At 61.3% G+C, this 18198-nt stretch carries 16 protein-coding genes; 7 read left to right on the top strand and 9 right to left on the bottom strand.

What is annotated here, in order from left to right; all coding sequences use genetic code 11:
• Positions 1 to 81: 81 nt before the first annotated feature.
• Entirely contained in the window at positions 82 to 2511 is a 2430-nt protein-coding gene (locus tag QRN61_RS22070; RefSeq protein ID WP_285375486.1) for a TonB-dependent siderophore receptor, read from the top strand.
• Positions 2512 to 2654: 143 nt separating this feature from the next.
• On the opposite strand, the gene QRN61_RS22065 is transcribed toward QRN61_RS22070, so the two are convergent.
• Complete coding sequence (locus tag QRN61_RS22065; protein ID WP_097090427.1) at positions 2655 to 3530, bottom strand: helix-turn-helix domain-containing protein; 876 nt, start codon at positions 3528 to 3530, stop codon at positions 2655 to 2657.
• 254 nt (positions 3531 to 3784) lie between these two features.
• Between QRN61_RS22065 and QRN61_RS22060 the strand changes: the two genes are divergently transcribed.
• The gene (locus tag QRN61_RS22060) at positions 3785 to 4687 is read left to right on the top strand and encodes a DMT family transporter (protein WP_285375483.1); all 903 of its coding nucleotides are present in this window, start codon (positions 3785 to 3787) and stop codon (positions 4685 to 4687) included.
• A gap of 19 nt (positions 4688 to 4706) precedes the next feature.
• Here QRN61_RS22060 and QRN61_RS22055 read toward each other — a convergent pair whose 3' ends face one another.
• From QRN61_RS22055 to QRN61_RS22035, 4 genes are all read right to left on the bottom strand, one after another.
• The gene (locus tag QRN61_RS22055) at positions 4707 to 5216 is read right to left on the bottom strand and encodes a DUF2165 family protein (protein ID WP_103369613.1); all 510 of its coding nucleotides are present in this window, start codon (positions 5214 to 5216) and stop codon (positions 4707 to 4709) included.
• 149 nt (positions 5217 to 5365) lie between these two features.
• Entirely contained in the window at positions 5366 to 6340 is a 975-nt protein-coding gene (locus QRN61_RS22050) for a 2-hydroxyacid dehydrogenase (RefSeq protein WP_285375482.1), read from the bottom strand.
• A 625-nt stretch (positions 6341 to 6965) separates the two neighbouring features.
• Positions 6966 to 7340, bottom strand: a complete 375-nt coding sequence (locus QRN61_RS22040) for a DUF6124 family protein (protein WP_285375480.1) — start codon at positions 7338 to 7340, stop codon at positions 6966 to 6968.
• A 382-nt stretch (positions 7341 to 7722) separates the two neighbouring features.
• Positions 7723 to 8691: a LysR family transcriptional regulator gene (locus QRN61_RS22035; RefSeq protein WP_027610909.1), complete on the bottom strand. Its 969-nt coding sequence runs from the start codon at positions 8689 to 8691 to the stop codon at positions 7723 to 7725.
• A gap of 274 nt (positions 8692 to 8965) precedes the next feature.
• Here QRN61_RS22035 and QRN61_RS22030 point away from each other — a divergent pair, with 274 nt between their 5' ends.
• The 4 genes from QRN61_RS22030 (at position 8966) to QRN61_RS22015 (ending at position 13867) form a co-directional block, all read left to right on the top strand.
• Positions 8966 to 10465 (top strand): efflux transporter outer membrane subunit, encoded by a 1500-nt coding sequence (locus QRN61_RS22030; protein WP_285375477.1) that lies wholly within the window; start codon positions 8966 to 8968, stop codon positions 10463 to 10465.
• A 142-nt stretch (positions 10466 to 10607) separates the two neighbouring features.
• Positions 10608 to 12800, top strand: a complete 2193-nt coding sequence (locus tag QRN61_RS22025; protein WP_285375474.1) for an FUSC family protein — start codon at positions 10608 to 10610, stop codon at positions 12798 to 12800.
• Entirely contained in the window at positions 12790 to 12990 is a 201-nt protein-coding gene (locus QRN61_RS22020; RefSeq protein ID WP_003221811.1) for a DUF1656 domain-containing protein, read from the top strand. Before QRN61_RS22025 ends, QRN61_RS22020 begins: the two co-directional genes overlap by 11 nt.
• Before the next feature lie 10 nt (positions 12991 to 13000).
• Complete coding sequence (locus QRN61_RS22015) at positions 13001 to 13867, top strand: efflux RND transporter periplasmic adaptor subunit (protein WP_285375472.1); 867 nt, start codon at positions 13001 to 13003, stop codon at positions 13865 to 13867.
• A gap of 130 nt (positions 13868 to 13997) precedes the next feature.
• Here QRN61_RS22015 and QRN61_RS22010 read toward each other — a convergent pair whose 3' ends face one another.
• Both QRN61_RS22010 and QRN61_RS22005 read right to left on the bottom strand, forming a co-directional pair.
• Positions 13998 to 14396 (bottom strand): hypothetical protein, encoded by a 399-nt coding sequence (locus QRN61_RS22010; protein WP_027610913.1) that lies wholly within the window; start codon positions 14394 to 14396, stop codon positions 13998 to 14000.
• Positions 14393 to 15763: an MFS transporter gene (locus QRN61_RS22005; RefSeq protein WP_285375470.1), complete on the bottom strand. Its 1371-nt coding sequence runs from the start codon at positions 15761 to 15763 to the stop codon at positions 14393 to 14395. The genes QRN61_RS22010 and QRN61_RS22005 overlap by 4 nt, the downstream gene beginning before the upstream one ends.
• Positions 15764 to 15872: 109 nt before the next feature.
• Between QRN61_RS22005 and QRN61_RS22000 the strand changes: the two genes are divergently transcribed.
• Entirely contained in the window at positions 15873 to 16754 is an 882-nt protein-coding gene (locus QRN61_RS22000; RefSeq protein ID WP_285375468.1) for a LysR family transcriptional regulator, read from the top strand.
• Positions 16755 to 16854: 100 nt separating this feature from the next.
• Here the strand turns inward: QRN61_RS22000 and QRN61_RS21995 are convergent, their stop codons facing one another.
• Positions 16855 to 17679, bottom strand: coding sequence for an SDR family oxidoreductase (locus tag QRN61_RS21995; RefSeq protein ID WP_285375466.1), 825 nt, complete (start codon positions 17677 to 17679; stop codon positions 16855 to 16857).
• A gap of 36 nt (positions 17680 to 17715) precedes the next feature.
• Positions 17716 to 18180, bottom strand: a complete 465-nt coding sequence (locus tag QRN61_RS21990) for a multidrug transporter (protein WP_285375464.1) — start codon at positions 18178 to 18180, stop codon at positions 17716 to 17718.
• Positions 18181 to 18198: the final 18 nt, after the last annotated feature.

Below are 18198 nucleotides of genomic sequence, written 5' to 3'. Positions count from 1 at the left end.
GTAAACCGCAGCCCCATCCGTGTAGTGACTGAAACTGCGAGTCATTCGCATCCGTTGCGGTTCTACACAGGTCATTGAGCAATGAAGTCCAGGGCAAAATCGGGTTCGGTCAAACAGTGGTTGGGTGTTTCGGCATTGAGTTTTTCGGCATTGGCGCTGTTGCCGCTGAGTGTGGCGCTGGCCGCTGAAACCGTCAGCAGCCCGACACAGAAACAGTTCAGTTTCTCCCTGAGCGCCAAACCACTGCCCCAGGCTCTGAGCGACTTCAGCCGCGTCACCGGGCAAAGCGTGGTCTACACCGATGAAGCGCCGTACGGCCTCAACGCCCCGGCCGTCAGCGGCCAGATGAGCGCCGAACAGGCGCTGCAACGCCTGCTCAGTGGTTCCGGCATGACCTTTCGCCGTACCGACAGCCACACCCTGGCGCTGGAACCGCAACCCACCGCAGGCGCACTCAATCTTGGCGCGACCACCATCACGTCGATGCGTGACGAGTCGATGAGCTATCAGCCGCCGCAGACCAGTTCGGTGATGCGCTCCTCGGCTTCGCTGCAGGAAATCCCGCAGACCGTCAACGTGATCCCGGCCCAGGTCATTCGTGATCAGGCCCCGCGCAATCTCGACGATGCGTTGGCCAACGTCAGCGGCATCACCCAGGGCAACACCTTGGGCAGCACGCAAGACTCGGTGATGACCCGCGGTTTCGGCGACAACCGCAATGGCTCGATCATGCGCGACGGCATGCCGATCGTGCAGGGCCGTGGCATGAACGCGACGGTCGATCGGGTCGAAGTGCTCAAGGGCCCGGCCTCGTTGCTCTACGGCATTCAGGATCCGGGCGGCGTGGTCAACCTGGTCAGCAAGAAGCCGGAACTGACTCAATACAACGCCCTGACCCTGCGCGGTTCCACCTACGGCGACGGCAAAAATGGCAGCGGCGGCACCTTCGACAGCACTGGTGCGCTGGGTGAATCCGGGCTGGCCTACCGGCTGGTACTGGATCACGAAGACGAAGATTACTGGCGCAACTACGGCACTCACCGCGAGACGCTGATCGCACCGTCGCTGGCCTGGTTCGGCGAGCGCACCAAGCTGTCGTTCGGCTATGAACACCGCGAGTTTCTCACCCCGTTCGACCGTGGCACGGTGATCGATCCACGCACCAACCATCCGCTGGACATCTCGCGCAACGAGCGTCTGGACGAGCCGTTCAACGACATGGAAGGCCGTTCCGACCTGTACCACTTCGAAGCCGACCACGAACTCAACGACGACTGGAAAGCCCATTTTGGCTACAGCTGGAACCGCGAAACCTACGACGCCAGCCAGGTACGCGTGACCGCCATCGACACCAAAAAAGGCACGCTGACCCGCAGCATGGACGGCACGCAAGGCGCGATCAGCACTGACCGTTTCAACACTGCCAGCCTCGAAGGCAAAGTCAACCTGCTGGGCATGCAACATGATCTGGTGTTCGGCGTTGACGATGAGTACCGCAAGATCTACCGCGCTGACCTGATCCGCCAGAAAAGCCTGAGCACCTTCAGCTATGTCAATCCGGTGTATGGCCGTGAAGTCGAAGGCACCACGGTCAGCCCGGCTGACAGCGCGCAGACCGATCTGCTGCGCAGCGATTCGGTGTTTCTGCAGGACTCGATACACCTCAACGACCAGTGGATTCTGGTCGCCGGCGGACGCTTCCAGGAGTACGACCAGTACGCCGGCAAAGGCGTGCCGTTCAAGGCCAACACCGACAGCAACGGGCAGAAATTCGTACCGCGCGCCGGTCTGGTGTATCGCTACACCGACGAATTATCGTTCTACGGCAGCTACACCGAATCGTTCAAACCCAACTCGACCATCGCCCCGCTCAGCGGCAGCAGCACCGTGCTCGACGGCAGCATTGCGCCGGAAGAGGCCAAGTCGTGGGAACTGGGTGCGCGTCTGGATATGCCGGGGCGCATCACAGGCAATATCGCACTGTTCGACATCAAGAAGCGCAACGTGCTGGTCTCCAATTCTGAAGGCCCGACCACCATTTACAGCGCCGCAGGCGAAGTGCGTTCCCGTGGTCTGGAACTGGATCTGACTGGGCAGTTGACCGATCGCTGGAGCCTGATCGGCGCCTATGCCTACACCGATGCCGAGGTCACCGAAGACCCGGACTACAAAGGCAATCGCTTGCAAAACGTGGCGAAGAACAGCGGTTCATTGTCGGCGGTGTATGACTTCGGCAGCGTGATTGGTGGCGACCAACTGCGGGTCGGTGCCGGGGCGCGGTATGTCGGCGAACGCGCGGGCAATGCGGTGAATGATTTCGACCTGCCGAGCTACACCGTGGCCGATGCGTTTGCCACTTACGACACCAGACTCGAAGGGCAGAAGGTCAAGTTCCAGCTCAACGTGAAGAACCTGTTCGACCGCACCTACTACACCTCGGCGGCGAGCCGGTTCTTTGTGTCGATGGGCGATTCGCGGCAGATTTCGCTCTCCAGTACGCTGGAGTTCTGATTCAGGACCGCGTCATCGTTCATCGCTGGCAAGCCAGCTCCCACAGGTTCTCGGTCGGGCACAAATATCTTGAACGGCCGGAGACATTGTGGGAGCTGGCTTGCCAGCGATAAGGCCCTGATAGACACCTGAAAAGTTCGGATCTAACGCAAAAACGCCTGTCGATAATCCCCCGGCGTCCCACCCAATACTTGCCGAAACCGGTTGGTGAAATGACTGGCACTGGCAAACCCGCACGCCAATGCAATCTCCCCCAGCGGCAACGCCGTGCCACGCAACAATTCCCGCGCCCGGTTCAAGCGCCGCGCCAGCACGTACTGATGCGGCGGCAGGCCGAAGCTCACGCGAAACATCCGCGCAAAGTGGTATTCCGACAGCGCACACAATCCGGCCAGTTGCCCGAGGCTGATCGGCTCGGCCAACTGATTGTCGATGAACTCGACCAGTTGCCGCCGCTGATGCGGCGCCAGTCCGCCCTTGAGGCGCACACCCTGCCGGGCGCCGACCTGGCTGAGCAGGGTATGGCTGATCAATTCATGCGCAATGCTGCTGGTCAGCAGGCGTTCGGCCGGTTCGTCCCAATTCAGTGTCAGTAACTGACGAAAGCGTCGGGCCTGCTGCGGATCTTCCAGAAAGGTCTGCTCGCGCAACTGCATCTCTCGCGGCTCGCGATCCAGCAGCGTGACGCAACCCAAGGCAAATTGTTCGGCGCTGAAATACAGATGAGCGAGACGCAGATCGCCGTTGATCACCCAGCCCGATTGGTGATCGGCGGGCAGGATGCACAACTTGTCCGGTCCGCCCTTGCGCCCCGGTTGGCCACGGCGAAAGGTGCCCGTGCCCCCGGCGATGTAGCAGGAAAGCGTGTGGTGGCTCGGCGTTTCGTATTCCTGGGCATCGTGGTGGTTGGTCCACAGGGCCGCAGACAAGCCGTCACCGAGATCGGCGCTGTGCAACAGGCGTGCATTCGGCGAGCGGTTGAGGGCTTGGAAGACTTGCAAGGTATCGATAGCGGCCATATTCGGTTCTCTCCAACGCCTTGCATCCTACTCCGTAGCTTTCGCGCTGCCAGCCTGTCGAGCGACAAAAGCGCAAGAATCTGCAAGCGCCCCGATCGTTGCTGTCGCACCCTGAACCTCCATACAACACAACCCTGTGGCGAGGGCGCTTGCTCCCGCCGGGCTGCGCAGCGGACCCATCAGTGAGTGCTGCGCACTCAAGCGCGAGCAAGCTCGCTTGCCACAGAGTGCCCGGTGTTCTCAGGAGTTTCGTCATGAACCTTTCGCTGTATCTGCTGACCGTGCTGATCTGGGGCACCACCTGGATTGCCCTGAAATGGCAACTGGGCGTGGTGGCGATTCCGGTGTCGATCGTTTATCGCTTCGGTCTCGCCGCGCTGGTGCTGTTCGTGCTGTTGCTGCTCAGTCGGCGGCTGCAACCGATGAATCGGCGCGGACATCTGATCTGTGTGGCGCAGGGGCTGTGCCTGTTCTGCGTCAACTTCATGTGCTTTCTGACCGCCAGCCAGTGGATTCCCAGCGGGCTGGTGGCGGTGGTGTTTTCCACGGCCACTTTGTGGAATGCGCTCAATGCACGCGTATTCTTCGGTCAGCGCATCGCGCGCAATGTTTTGATGGGCGGGGCGCTCGGCCTGTTCGGTCTGGGAATGCTGTTCTGGCCGGAACTGGCCGGCCATCACGCCAGCCCCGAAACGTTGCTTGGTCTTGGCCTGGCGCTGTGTGGCACCTTGTGTTTTTCGGCGGGCAATATGTTGTCGAGTCTGCAGCAGAAGGCAGGCTTGAAACCCTTGACCACCAATGCCTGGGGCATGGCCTACGGGGCGGCGATGTTGTCGGTGTGGTGTCTGGTCAATGGCAATGCGTTCGACATGGAGTGGTCGCCACGTTACGTCGGGGCGTTACTGTATCTGGTGATCCCCGGTTCGGTGATCGGCTTCACCGCGTACCTGACGCTGGTCGGGCGTATGGGGCCGGAACGTGCGGCGTATTGCACCGTGCTGTTCCCGGTGGTGGCACTGAACGTGTCAGCGTTTGCTGAAGGTTATCAGTGGACGGCACCGGCGTTGCTCGGGCTGGTGTTGGTGATGCTGGGTAATGTCTTGGTGTTTCGTAAGCCGAAAACGCTGGTGGCGCCGGTGCAGGGGAAGTTGGTATGAAACAAACGATCACTGAACATCAGCGCTCGACTTTCAAGGTGATGTAAATCATCACCGGGAATATGAAGTCAATGATATGCCGGGCCCAGTCCTTGGCATTCCATGATTGTGAGGTGTCCATGTCAAACCATTCCACACCCACGGTTTGCAGGCACACGTAATAAATGAAAATTGCCGTCAGTATGCCCATGATCGAGAACTTTTTTGCCTCGTGGAATACCTCTGCAGGCGCATTGATGTGCCGATAGAGTTGATAGGTGCCTATCAGGCATAACGTCGTATACGTCACTTCCAGCGTGATGATGAACCAGTAGATCCGGTGATGAATCATCGGTGAATCGATGGCTCGGTACTTTATGGACTCATTGGCGGTGGTAGTGTCCATGCTCAGGATATGAGCCACGTACGTGTAGTTCGAGTCATAGTCGGTAAAGTTGTGAATCATCACCAATACACCAAAGAAGCTGATGTAAGCCATCAATATAACTTTGCTGTAGCGAATAACTTTATCGGTTGTCAGGTTGTTCACGGGATTAGCTCTCCATAGCAGTGGTCGATCATTCGATTGCCAGGCAGAGCTTATAATGCTGTTGTTAAGTTGGCTTTGTTGTTCAATTTCAAGTTGTGTAGGGCGGCAACTAACGGGCAAGTGTGGTTCTGCACTTGCCCGTCATTTTTTTATCCGCGCCAGACTTGCGGATTGACCAGGTCCTGCGGGCGTTCGCCGAGCAGCGCGCTGCGCAGATTGGCCAGTGCACGATCGGCCATGGCTTCGCGCGTTTCATTCGTGGCGGAGCCGATGTGCGGCAATGTCACAGCATTTTTCAACTGGAACAGCGGCGACTCGGCCAGCGGTTCTTTCTCGTAGACGTCCAGTCCTGCGCCACGGATGCGATTGTTTTGCAGGGCTTCGATCAGCGCCGGCTCGTCGACCACCGGGCCACGGGAGATGTTGACCAAAATCGCCCCCGGCTTCATCAACGCCAATTCGCGATGGCTGATCAGGTGGCGGGTTTTGTCGCTGAGCGGCACCACCAGGCAGACGAAGTCGGCTTCGGCCAGCAGTTGGTCAAGGCTGCGGAATTGCGCGCCGAGTTGCTGTTCCAGTTCGGGCTTGCGGCTGTTGCCGCTGTAGATAATCGGCATGTTGAAGCCGAAGTGGCCACGGCGGGCGATGGCAGCGCCGATGTTGCCCATGCCGACGATGCCCAGGGTCTTGCCGTGGACGTCACAGCCGAACAACGGTGCGCCGACGCTGGCCTGCCATTGGCCGGCCTTGGTCCAGGCGTCGAGTTCGGCGACGCGGCGGGCGCTGCTCATGATCAGGGCGAAGGCGAGGTCGGCGGTGCTTTCGGTGAGCACGTCCGGGGTGTTGGTGAGCATGATCCCGCGTTCATTGAAGTAGTCGAGGTCGTAGTTGTCGTAGCCGACGGAGACGCTGGAGACTACTTCGAGTTTTGTGGCTGTTTCGAGTTGGGCCTTGCCGAGTTTGCGGCCGACGCCGATCAGGCCGTGGGCGTGGGGGAGGGCTTCGTTGAATTGGGCGTTGATGTCGCCGTTCTTCGGGTTGGGGACGATGACGTCGAACTCTTGTTGCAGCTGTTCGATCATGGGTGGGGTGATGCGGCTGAAGGCCAGGACTGTTTTTTTCATCGCTATGGGCTCGGCTTCTGGGCTTTATTGCCAAGCAAGCTAACATTTCTGTTTTGGGTTGTCTTGGCGGCCTCTGGGCCGACCATGCTTTGGGTTGATGGGGGACATATCCGTTGCTTCGGGTGCTGCTGCTGGCGGTTTCGCCCTTACGGCGAGTCACTTTGGCAAACGCCCCAAAGTAACCAAAGGTCTTGGCCCCGGCGTACGGCCCTCGCCGTGGCTCGGGTTCCTTCGTTGCGGGGTTCATCCGGGGGCATCGCCTCCGGTTTGCTTCGCTGCACCTTCTCTCGATGTATGCGGCTTCGCCGCATGGCGCTGCGCGCCTCCCCCCGGATAAACCCCTCCACTCAGCCTGCCGATGGGGCCGGCACGGCAAGATCAAGAGCTTTCGGCGAGCTGACACTCGGCCATTTGAGTGGTGAAAAGCATGCGGTCTGTCTGGACTGCTTTGCTTTTCTGTAGGAGTGAGCCTGCTCGCGAAGGCGGCCTACGCGCCGACCAGTCTCCAACTGAACACACCCATTCCAACTGTGGGAGCGAGCCTGCTCGCGAAAGCGGTGTGTCAGGCACCAAAAATATTGAATGGGCTGACGCTTTCGCGAGCAGGCTCGCTCCCACAGGGGGATTAGTTGTGTGTTGGAGACTGCGAGATTTCGTGGTTATCCAGCACCCGATTCACCGCCAGCTCGGCCAGCATGATGATCTGCTGGATCGCCAGTATCGTCTGTCGCTGCGGGCTTTCGACATAGGCCGCAATGTCGCTGGTCATGATGCTGGCCGAGGCCAGTGATTCGCAGGCGTGAACCAGCAGGCTTTCGTTGTCCATGTCGGGGGCGACCTGGAACATGCTGCTGGGTTTGTGGAATCTCACAGCGGCGGCGGAAGGTTTCAGGTAATGGTCGAGTGCACGCTCGGCGGCGTCGTGGAGCTTTTTTGAATCGAGGGATTCGTAGGGGGAGGTGCTTTCGGCTTGGGGCGGATTGGGTGTGGGTTTGATCATGGTGGAACTCCATTCGGGATGTGGAGTTCGCCACGTACTGCGACCAAGCAATAGGGTGGCGAACCGTACGCAGGTTGGTCGACCAGGGAATGGAAACCCGGCAGGGCCAAGGCCCTCCCACGCACAGCTCGCCATTAAGCAAGCTTAAAAAGTGCGCCATTCTAAACCCGGACGACCAAGTCCGGTCGTTGATTCGTCAACGACCCCCTGAGCCTATCCACCCCACTTCCGAGCCACAACCGTCAAAACCTGTCGGAAAACTCCCTTCAAATCACCGCTTTTGTAGGAGCTGCCGTAGGCTGCGATCTTTTGATTTTTAAACATCAAGGGCAAAAGATCGCAGCCTGCGGCAGCTCCTACAGTGAACACCGTGTGTTGAAAATCAGTTGGCGACGCGGGCTCCGGCGAGGCTCCCACTCAACTCATACGCCGCCAGTTCCGCCTGATGCGCCGCCAATATCTCCGGCAGTGACCCGCGCAAATACTCGACCCAAGTCTTGATCTTCGCATCCAGGTATTGCCGCGACGGGTAGATCGCGTACAGGTTGAGTTCCTGCGAGCGGTAGTTGGGCATCATCCGCACCAGCGTGCCGTTGCGCAGGCCTTCGATGGCGGCGTAGACCGGCAGGACGCCGACGCCCATGCCGCTGATGATCGCGGCTTTCATCGCGTCGGCGGAGTTCACCAGGAACGGCGAGCTGTTGATGGTGACCATTTCCTGGCCGTCCGGGCCGTTGAAGGCCCATTTTTCCAGGGGGATCACCGGGCTGACGAGGCGCAGGCAGGCGTGGTTCAGCAGGTCTGCGGGCTTTTGTGCGCAGCCGTTGGCTTTCACGTAGGCCGGGGAGGCGCAGACGATGCTGTAGGTGATGCCCAGGCGTTGCGAGACGAAGCCCGAGTCCGGCAGTTCGCTGGCGAGCACGATGGACACGTCGTAGCCCTCGTCGAGCAGGTCCGGCACGCGGTTGGCCATGGTCAGGTCGAAGGTCACGTCCGGGTGGGTCTTGCGGTAGCGGGCGATGGCGTCGATCACGAAGTGCTGGCCGATGCCGGTCATGGTGTGCACTTTCAACTGGCCGGCGGGGCGCGCGTGGGCCTGGCTGGCCTCGGCTTCGGCTTCTTCGACATAGGCCAGGATCTGTTCGCAGCGCAGCAGGTAGCGCTTGCCGGCCTCGGTCAGGGCGATGCGCCGGGTCGTGCGATTGAGCAGGCGGGTTTGCAGGTGGGCTTCCAGGTTGGAGACCGCGCGCGAGACGTTGGCCGTGGTGGTGTCGAGTTGCACGGCAGCGGCGGTGAAGCTGCCGGCTTCGGCCACACAACTGAAGGCGCGCATGTTTTGCAATGTGTCCATGGGGTGCTCTCAAGGGAGATGGCAAATTGTGACACGAAGTTTCAGGGGCTGAGACCCCCGACCAACGGATTATCTCGTTAACGGTAACAAAGATTCACAGGAATCCCAGCTTATCGCCACCAAGGCGCCCACCTAGAATTGCGCCGTTCCCTGTAGGAGCTGCCGAAGGCTGCGATCTTTTGATCTTGTTTTAAGGGATCAGGATCAACTGATCGCCGCCTGCGGCAGCCCCTGCACAAATCCCCGCCTTATCCTCTTTCAGGAATTCGCAGCTGTGCCGCGTCGCATCATCAGAGCGCTTTTGCCGCTCAGTGTTCTGGCTTTTACCCTGGGTCTCAGCGGCTGCATCTCAACGCAAGGAATTGCCCCGCATAGCACGGCATTGGAAGCCGACGCACTGGCCACTGACGACGCCATCGCCCACGCCGCCCGTGACGCACACTGGCCCACCGCACAATGGTGGCAAGCCTACGGCGACCCGCAACTCAATCACTGGATCGACCTCGCCGTGCAGGGCAGTCCGAGCATGGCCATGGCCGCTGCACGAGTGCGTCAGGCCAGGGCGCTGGCCGGTGTCGCCGAGGCCGCCGAGTCGTTGCAGATCAATGGCGAGTCGACGCTCAAGCGCCACAACTGGCCGACCGACCAGTTCTACGGCCCGGGCGAGCTGGCCAACACCACCACCTGGGACAACAACGCCGCGCTGGGTTTCAGCTACGCCCTCGACCTCTGGGGCCGGGAAAGCAATGCCAGCGAACGCGCGGTGGATCTGGCGCACATGAGCGCCGCCGAAGCGCGGCTGGCGCAGCTGGAATTGCAGAACAATATCGTGCGCGCCTACATCGATCTGTCGCTGCATTACGCCCAGCGCGACATCGTCGCCGCGACGCTCAAGCAGCAACAGCAGATTCTCGATCTGGCGCAGAAGCGTCTCGACGGCGGTATCGGCACGCACTTTGAAGTCAGTCAGGCCGAAACGCCGTTGCCGGAGACCCATCGGCAACTGGATGCGCTGGACGAAGAAATCGCCCTGAGCCGTAACCAGATCGCCGCGCTGGCGGGCAATGGCCCGGGCGACGGCGCGCAGTTGCAGCGGCCGACTCTGGCGCTGGGTGCTGCGTTGAAACTGCCGTCGGCATTGCCCGCCGAATTGCTCGGTCAGCGCCCGGACGTGGTCGCCAGTCGCTGGCAAGTGGCGGCGCAGGCACGCGGCATCGATGTCGCGCATGCCGGGTTTTATCCCAACGTCGATCTGGTCGGCAGCCTCGGCTACATGGCCACCGGCGGCGGAGCGCTGGAGTTTTTGACTGGCAAGAAACTCAATTACAACGTCGGCCCGGCAATCTCGCTGCCGATCTTCGACGGTGGGCGTTTACGCAGCGAATTGGGTGAAGCCTCCGCCGGGTATGACATCGCCGTTGCGCATTACAACCAGACGCTGGTCAATGCGCTGAAGAACATCTCCGACCAGTTGATCCGCCGCGAGTCGATGGACAAGCAGCAAGCCTTCGCCGCCGAGTCGGTGGCTACTGCGCAGAAGACCTACGACATCGCGATGATCGCTTATCAGCGTGGCCTCACCGATTACCTCAACGTGCTGAATGCGCAGACCTTGCTGTTCAAGCAGCAGCAAGTGCAGCAGCAGGTGCAGGCGGCGCGCTTGAGTGCGCATGCCGAGTTGGTGACGGCGCTGGGTGGCGGCCTCGGGGCTGGCAATGATGTGCCCACTGCCGAGCAAACCCAGGCCCCGAAAACCCCGACCCTCCTGCGGTGAACACACAACCCAATGTGGGAGCGAGCCTGCTCGCGAAAGCGGTTTGTCTATCGACATCAATGTTGAATTTGAAAACGCATTCGCGAGCAGGCTCGCTCCCACAGGTTCTGCGATCAGACCGAATCTCATTGAGCACATTTGAATGACTCCCTTGCCCGCACCTTTACGCTGGCTCTACTCCCTGGAATGGCGTCGGGGTTTGTTTGACTGGGCGCGCAGCGATGGCGTGACCTGGGTGTATATCTTCAAGGTATTGCTCGCCGCGTTCCTCACGCTGTGGCTGGCGATGCGCCTGGAGTTGCCGCAACCGCGCACGGCGATGATCACCGTGTTCATCGTCATGCAGCCGCAGAGCGGCCAGGTGTTCGCCAAGAGTTTCTATCGTTTCCTTGGCACCCTGGCCGGGTCGGCGATGATGGTCACGCTGATCGCGCTGTTCGCGCAAAACACTGAGTTGTTCCTCGGTTCGCTGGCGATTTGGGTCGGCATCTGCTCGGCCGGTGCGGCGCGTTGCCGTAACTTCCGCGCCTACGGTTTTGTCCTCGCCGGCTACACCGCCGCGATGGTCGGATTGCCGGCGCTGGCGCATCCGGACGGTGCGTTCATGGCCGCCGTGTGGCGGGTGCTGGAGATCTCGCTGGGGATTCTCTGCTCGACGGTGGTCAGCGCCGCGATCCTGCCGCAAACAGCCAGCGCGGCGATGCGCAACGCGCTGTATCAGCGCTTCGGCGTGTTCGCGTTGTTCGTCACCGATGGCTTGCGCGGGCGTAACAAAGCCGAATCGTTCGAAGCGAGCAACGTGCGTTTTATCGCCGAAGCCGTGGGCCTGGAAGGGCTGCGCAGCGTCACCGTATTCGAAGACCCGCACATGCGTCGGCGCAACGGTCGCCTCAGCCGTTTGAACAGCGAGTTCATGGGCATTACCACGCGCTTCAACGCGCTGCATCAGTTGCTCGAACGCCTGCGCGTGAATGACGAAGAACACGTGGTGGCCGCGATCAGGCCGGGCCTGCAGGATCTGGCGGAAGTACTCGACGGCTTCAGTGGCCGCGCCTTGACCAGCCCGGACGCCGCACGTTTGGCGACGGCATTGGCCACGTACAAGGAAGGCCTGCCGACGCGCGTGCGAACCTTGCGCGGGATTTTCCAGGAAACCGGTCCGAGTGAAGCCGAACAACTGGATTTCCACACTGCATACGAACTGCTCTATCGCTTCGTCGACGACCTGCACAGTTATGCACAGACCCACGCCTCGCTGGCCGATCACCGCCACGAGCGTGAGCGCTGGGACGAGCCGTTCACCCCGCAAACCAACTGGTGGGCCGCCGCGGCTTCGGGGATTCGCGCCTCGTTCATCCTGATTGTACTGGGCAGCTATTGGGTCGCCACGGCGTGGCCGAGTGGTGCGACCATGACCCTGATTGCCGCCGCGACCGTGGGCCTGTCTGCCGCCACGCCGAACCCGAAACGCATGGCGTTCCAGATGGCCTGCGGGACTTTCCTCGGAGCGGTGATCGGCTTCGTCGAGATGTTTTTCATCTTCCCGTGGATCGACGGTTTTCCCTTGTTGTGCGTGATGCTCGCGCCAGTGATTGTGCTCGGCTCATTCCTCGCTTCGCGGCCGAAATATGCCGGGGTCGGTCTCGGTCTGTTGATCTTCTTCAGCACCGGTTCGGTGCCGGACAACCTGACCATTTACAACCCTTACACCTTCATCAACGACTACATCGCCATGGTAATGGGCATGCTGGTGTGTGCCGCTGCCGGCGCGATCATTCTGCCGCCGAACAGCCGCTGGTTGTGGAAGCGCCTGGAGCAGGATCTGCGCGAGCAAGTGGTCTATGCGATCAGCGGCAAGCTCAAGGGCCTGGCATCGAGTTTCGAGAGTCGTACCCGTGACCTGCTGCACCAGGCTTATGGCCTGGCGGCAGGTCAGCCGACGGTGCAGAAGAACCTGCTGCGCTGGATGTTCGTGGTACTCGAAGTCGGCCACGCGATCATCGAGTTGCGCAAGGAACAGGCGATCCTCCCGGTGCATCCGGCGTATGCCGAATCGCAGCCGTGGCGTCAGGCGATCCGCGTCATGGGCCGGGCGCTGGTGCGACTGTTTCTGCAACCGAACCCGAGCAATCTGGAGCGCGCACTGGTGGCGGTCGATCACGCGATCAGTCGGGTCGCCGCGACCGACGAGCCGTTTGCGCCGCACTTCGACACGTCCGCGTTACGCCGGGTGAAGAGCTATCTGCACTTCATCCGCACCTCGTTGCTCGACCCGCAATCACCACTCGCTGCCTATGCCGTCGCCAAGCCCGAAGGACTTGCCCATGCCTCGTGAAATCGCCTTCCACGGCGTGTACATGCCGACCATGACCCTGATGTTTTTTGTCGCTGCGGCGCTGGCCTGGGCCTTGGACCGGTTCCTCTCGGGGTTCGACCTGTACCGCTTTTTCTGGCACCCGGCGCTGCTGCGTCTGAGTCTGTTTACCTGTCTGTTCGGCGCCATGGCGCTGACTGTCTACCGTTGAGAACGTTCTGATGAAAAAGTTTTTCAGCCTGCTTGCGACCCTGCTGGTGCTGGCCCTGGCACTGTGGATCGGCCGGACCCTGTGGGAGCACTACATGAACACCCCGTGGACCCGCGACGGCCGGGTGCGGGCGGACATCATCAACGTCGCCGCCGACGTCACCGGGGAAGTGGTCGACGTACCGGTGCGCGACAACCAATTGGTGAAGAAGGGCGATTTGCTGATGCAGATCGATCCCGAGCACTACCGCATCGCGGTCAAGCAGGCGCAGTCGCTGGCCGCTTCGCGCAAGTCGACCTGGGAGATGCGCAAGGTCAACGCGCATCGTCGTGCCGACCTCGACAACCTGGTGATCTCCAAGGAAAACCGCGACGACGCCAGCAACATCGCCGACGCCGCGCTCGCCGATTACCAACACGCACAAGCGCAACTGGAAGCCGCCGAACTCAACCTCAAACGCACTGAAGTGCGCGCGGCGGTGGACGGCTACGTGACCAACCTCAACGTGCATCGCGGTGACTACGCGCGCATCGGCGAAGCGAAAATGGCCGTGGTCGACATGAACTCGTTCTGGGTCTACGGCTTCTTTGAAGAGACCAAACTGCCGCACGTGCGCGTAGGCGACAAGGCTGACATGCAACTGATGAGCGGCGAAGTGTTGAAGGGCCACGTGGAGAGCATTTCCCGCGGCATCTACGACCGCGACAACCCGGAAAGCCGCGAGCTGATCGCCGATGTGAACCCGACGTTCAACTGGGTGCGTCTGGCGCAGCGGGTGCCGGTGCGCATTCACATCGACGAAGTGCCGGAGGGGGTGTTGTTGGCGGCGGGGATTACTTGCACGGTGGTGGTGAAGCAAGAGCCTGTGGATAACTGACAGGCCGCGTCGCGGCCATTCGCGAGCAGGCTCGCTCCCACAAGGGATCTTCGATGTGCCACAGATCCAGTGTGGGAGCGAGCCTGCTCGCGAAGAGAACAACCCGGTCTTTCAGACCAAAACCGAGTAATCATTCAGCGCAAAACGTCTCCTGCAAATGCCGCCACAGCACCCGCCCGGCCTCGGTCTTTTCAAACACCACCGTCGAGCGGCGATCGGTGCGCAACCCGCTCGCATCGCTCTGCTGCTCGCGATAACTCAGCGTCCCGCCATGCGCATGCAGCGCAATCCCGCGCAGCTCACTGAGCTCGATCCTGAACCCGGGCTTGTTCCCGCCCGCCGCGTGAAACAGCGCACGCAAGGCTTCGATATCCAGCGCCACGCCCAGCGGCGTGACCATGGAAAAATCCGCCGAGAATCGGCTCAGCAAGCGCTCCATTTCGGCTGAATCCTGCTCCACGGCAAACCAGCGTTCGATCACCAGGTGGGCCTGGATCACTTCATCAAAATATTCGTTGTAGTCAGTCATGTGGATTTTTCCTGAAGGGGAGGTGGGCTCAGCAGGGCGAGCACTGTGGAGGCGTCGAAACGCAGCACGGCGATCATGGGCAACAAGGTGAGCAAGGCCGCCGCGACAAAGCAGTATTTGAATCCGTTGCCGCCCAGTGCACCCAACAGCGAACTGAGCAGCGCGGCGCCAAGACAGAAACCGAGCTGGCGATTGATGTTCCACAGAGCGCTGGAATGGCCCATTTTTTCCGGCGCGATGCCGACAAATGCCAGGCTCTGCGCGGTGACGCTGCACAGGCTGCCGCCCAGTCCCATCAAGGCATAGGCAATGATCAGCGGCGTGGCGGCGTGTTGTTCGATGCGCATCAGCAGGACAATCCCCAGGCACTGCAAAAGCATCCCGGTGATCAGCAGCGGTTTGGGGCCAATGCGGTTGAAACTGCGTTTGCCGAGCATGATCGCCACCCCCGATGCGGCCGCCCAGGACAGCATCAGCGCACCGGTCTGCGCGGCGCCGAAGCCGAGGTCGTGCAGGTACAACACGGCAATCATGTTGGTGCCGGTAAACACCCCGGGCACGAACAGGTAGATCAGCATTGCCAAACGCAGTGACGGACTCTTGAGCAGTTGCAGGTCGAGCACCGCGTCGGGTTTGTGCCAGCCATCACGCAGGTACAGCCATAAGGTCAGGACGCCGAGCAGCAGAACTCCGCCGGCGAGGTGTCGGGTAGCGGCGGCGCTCGCCAGGCTCACGGCAATCAACAACAGTGTCAGGGCTGCCACCGCCAGCAGCAGGCCGCGCAGATCCAGTGTCGGGCGTTCCGTGCCGGGTTGATCCGCTTGCAACCACAGCAGACCCAGGCCGAAAGCGAGCAGCGCCAGCGGCATGTTCAGGTAGAAAATCCAGCGCCACGACAACGCCTCGACGATCAGGCCGCCCGCCGCTGGCGACAGGGCTGGCACCATCAGCGCGACCATCAGCACCACGCCGGTCAGGTGCGCGCGTTGTGTCGCGGGATACTGCCGATAAGCCAAGGCCTGACCGATCGGCAGCAACAACCCGCCACCGAGGCCTTGCAGCAGGCGCCAGACAATCAGGCTCTCAATCGACCCGGCCTGGGCCACCAGACCGGAAGCGATACCGAACAGCAGCAACGAGCCCAGAATCAGCCGCCGTTCGCCCAGCCGCGCCGCCAGCCACACGCTCAGCGGAATGATCAGTGTCAGCCCGAGCATGTAGGCGTTGGTGATCCACGCCAGTTGCGTCACCGAGGCCTGTAATTCCCGGGCGATGTCCGGGTAGGCGATGCTCGCGGCGAACATGTTCAGCAGGTCGAGGGCGAACCCGAACAGATACACCAGCGCGACTTTCGAGCGATAGGCCATGGCAGCTTCCCTGTGATGAGACGCGCAGGGTAGTGCGCTTCAGGCGTTAGGAAAACGCTGGTTTGCCTGCTAGTTTGTCAAAATAATTTTGACAGGGAGTGCGCTGAATATGGTCAGCCTGGACCGTTTTGACACCTTCAAAGCTGTGGTCGAGGCCGGGTCGTTGACCGCGGCTGCCGATACCTTGGGCCAGACCCGTGCGGTGGTGAGCTTCAATCTCAAGCGCCTGGAAGAGGAACTGGGCGTCACCTTGCTTACGCGCAACACCCGGCAACTGGCCCTGACCGATGCCGGCGAGCGCTTCTATCGGCGCTGCCTGCGCACCCTCGACGAAGCGCGACTGGCGATTGAGGAGGCGCGCTCCGAGCATTCGCAACTCAAGGGCACGTTGCGCATCACTACCACCGTGGAATTCGCCCTGGCCCAAGTGGTGCCGGCGCTGGAGGTGTTTCGCCAGCAACAGCCGCAACTGAACATTCACTTGTCGACATCCTCGACCCACGCCGATCTGATCTCCGAACGCTTCGATATGGCGATTCGTCTGGGGCGCATGCACGACTCCAATCTGCGCGCGGTGCAGTTGTCGAGGTTCGAAGTGTTTGCGGTGGCGGCGCCGCAACTGGTCGAGCGCTTCGCGCCGGTCGCCACGCTGGCGACGCTGGAGTCGATGCCGACGCTGGGCCATGGCCGAGTTCCGGAAATGACCGTGACCGACCCGGCCGGCAGCGAGCATGTCTACCAGCCAAAACCGGGGACCACCGCCATCGTCGCCGACAACTCGGCGACGCTCACGGCGTTTGCGCTGACTGGCCAAGGCGTGGCGATTTTGCCGCAGTGGCTGATTCAGGAGGATCTGCAGGCCGGGCGATTGGTGCGGTTGCTGGCCGATTACCGCTTTGCCCCGCAGGGTGTCTACGCGCTGTATCCGGATACCCGGCATTTGCCGCTGAAGGTGCGGGCGTTTATAGATTTCATGAAGGGTTGGGGTTGAGTGTTGGCTGATCTGGCCCCTTCGCGAGCAAGCCCGCTCCCACATTTGGAATGCATTCTCCTGTGGGAGCGGGCTTGCTCGCGAAAGCGTCAACCCGGTCTCAGAGCTTCCCACGCAAGCCGAACCGCTTCATCAACGTCGACTTCAGCAATCCCTTGGGCAACAACGTCGCCAGCAACGGCAACACCCGGCTGCCATTACCAATGCGGATCAAGCGTGGCGGCGTGTTCTGCTGCACCGCCTTGAGCAACTCAGCCGCAAACTCACTGGCCGGGGTCGGCTTGTCCTGCGATGCCTTGGCCCGCGCACGAATCCCCTCACGCAACGGATACCACGGTGATTGCTCGTTGATCAGTTGCTCCGCTTCATGCCCGGCATTCTTGGCGAAGCTCGACTGAATCGCTCCCGGTTGCACTTCCATCACGCGGATGCCGAACGGCGCCAGCTCCATGCGCAGCGCATCGCTCAGCGCATGCACCGCGGCCTTCGAGGCGCAGTAGGCGCCGGCGAACGGCGTGACCAGTACCCCTGAGACACTGCCGATGTTCACCACCAGCCCCTTGGTCCGGCGCAGTACCGGAAACAGGGCGCGGGTAACGCCGACAATCGAGAACACATTGGTTTCGAACTGGCGCTGCATGGCCGGCACGCCACCGTCGAGCAGCGGCCCCATCGCGCCATAACCGGCGTTGTTGATCAGCACGTCGAGGCCGCCGTGTTGCTGGTTGATGCGCTCGGCGAGTTGTTCCAGCGCCACACTGTCATTGACGTCCAGCGCGATCGCGCTGAACCCGGCAGCGGCGAGGGTCGCAACATCATCAGCCTTGCGCGCACTGGCCCAGACCTCGTAACCGGCGGCTTTGAACGCATCGGCGAGGGCGCGGCCAATGCCGCTGGAGCAACCGGTAATCAACGCAACGGGCATGGCGCATTCCTTGTGCAAAAAATGGGAGGAGGGGGATCAGTCGGAGAAACTGCCCTGCAAGTGCTCGGCACGAAACTCCAGGGTTTGTGGGCGATAACCGGGACGCAGCGGCGGCATTGGCAGGCAGTCTTCCCAGTCGCCACCGGCCTGCAGTTCGCCGGGGCCGCGATAGCGCGGGGCGGCGTACTGGTTGTCGGCCAGATTGACCGTGTCGCCCGGCGCGTAAGCTGCGATACGCCAGCGCAGTTCAGTCAGCGGCACGTCGTTGCCGTTTTTCATTTTCAATTGCAGCGGCCGATCTGCCGGGCATTGTTCCGGTGCATAGCTGATGCGCATCTCAAGGCGCGCCAGTTGCTTGAGCTCGCGGTTGTCCAGCCACACCACCCACATGGCCACCAGGCCCAGACCGATAGCCGCGGCCACGGAGACCGGCACAGCCTTGGCGGGATAGCGCAGCAGCAGAATCAACCAGGTGATGATCAGCAGGATGCCGATGAACATGAGGGAAGGCTCCTTGGT

This window comes from Pseudomonas sp. lyk4-TYG-107 (genome assembly GCF_030209055.1).
Taxonomy (GTDB): domain Bacteria; phylum Pseudomonadota; class Gammaproteobacteria; order Pseudomonadales; family Pseudomonadaceae; genus Aquipseudomonas; species Aquipseudomonas putida_A.
Note: the sequence above shows the minus strand (reverse complement) of the source record. Positions and strands in the feature narration are given on the sequence as shown.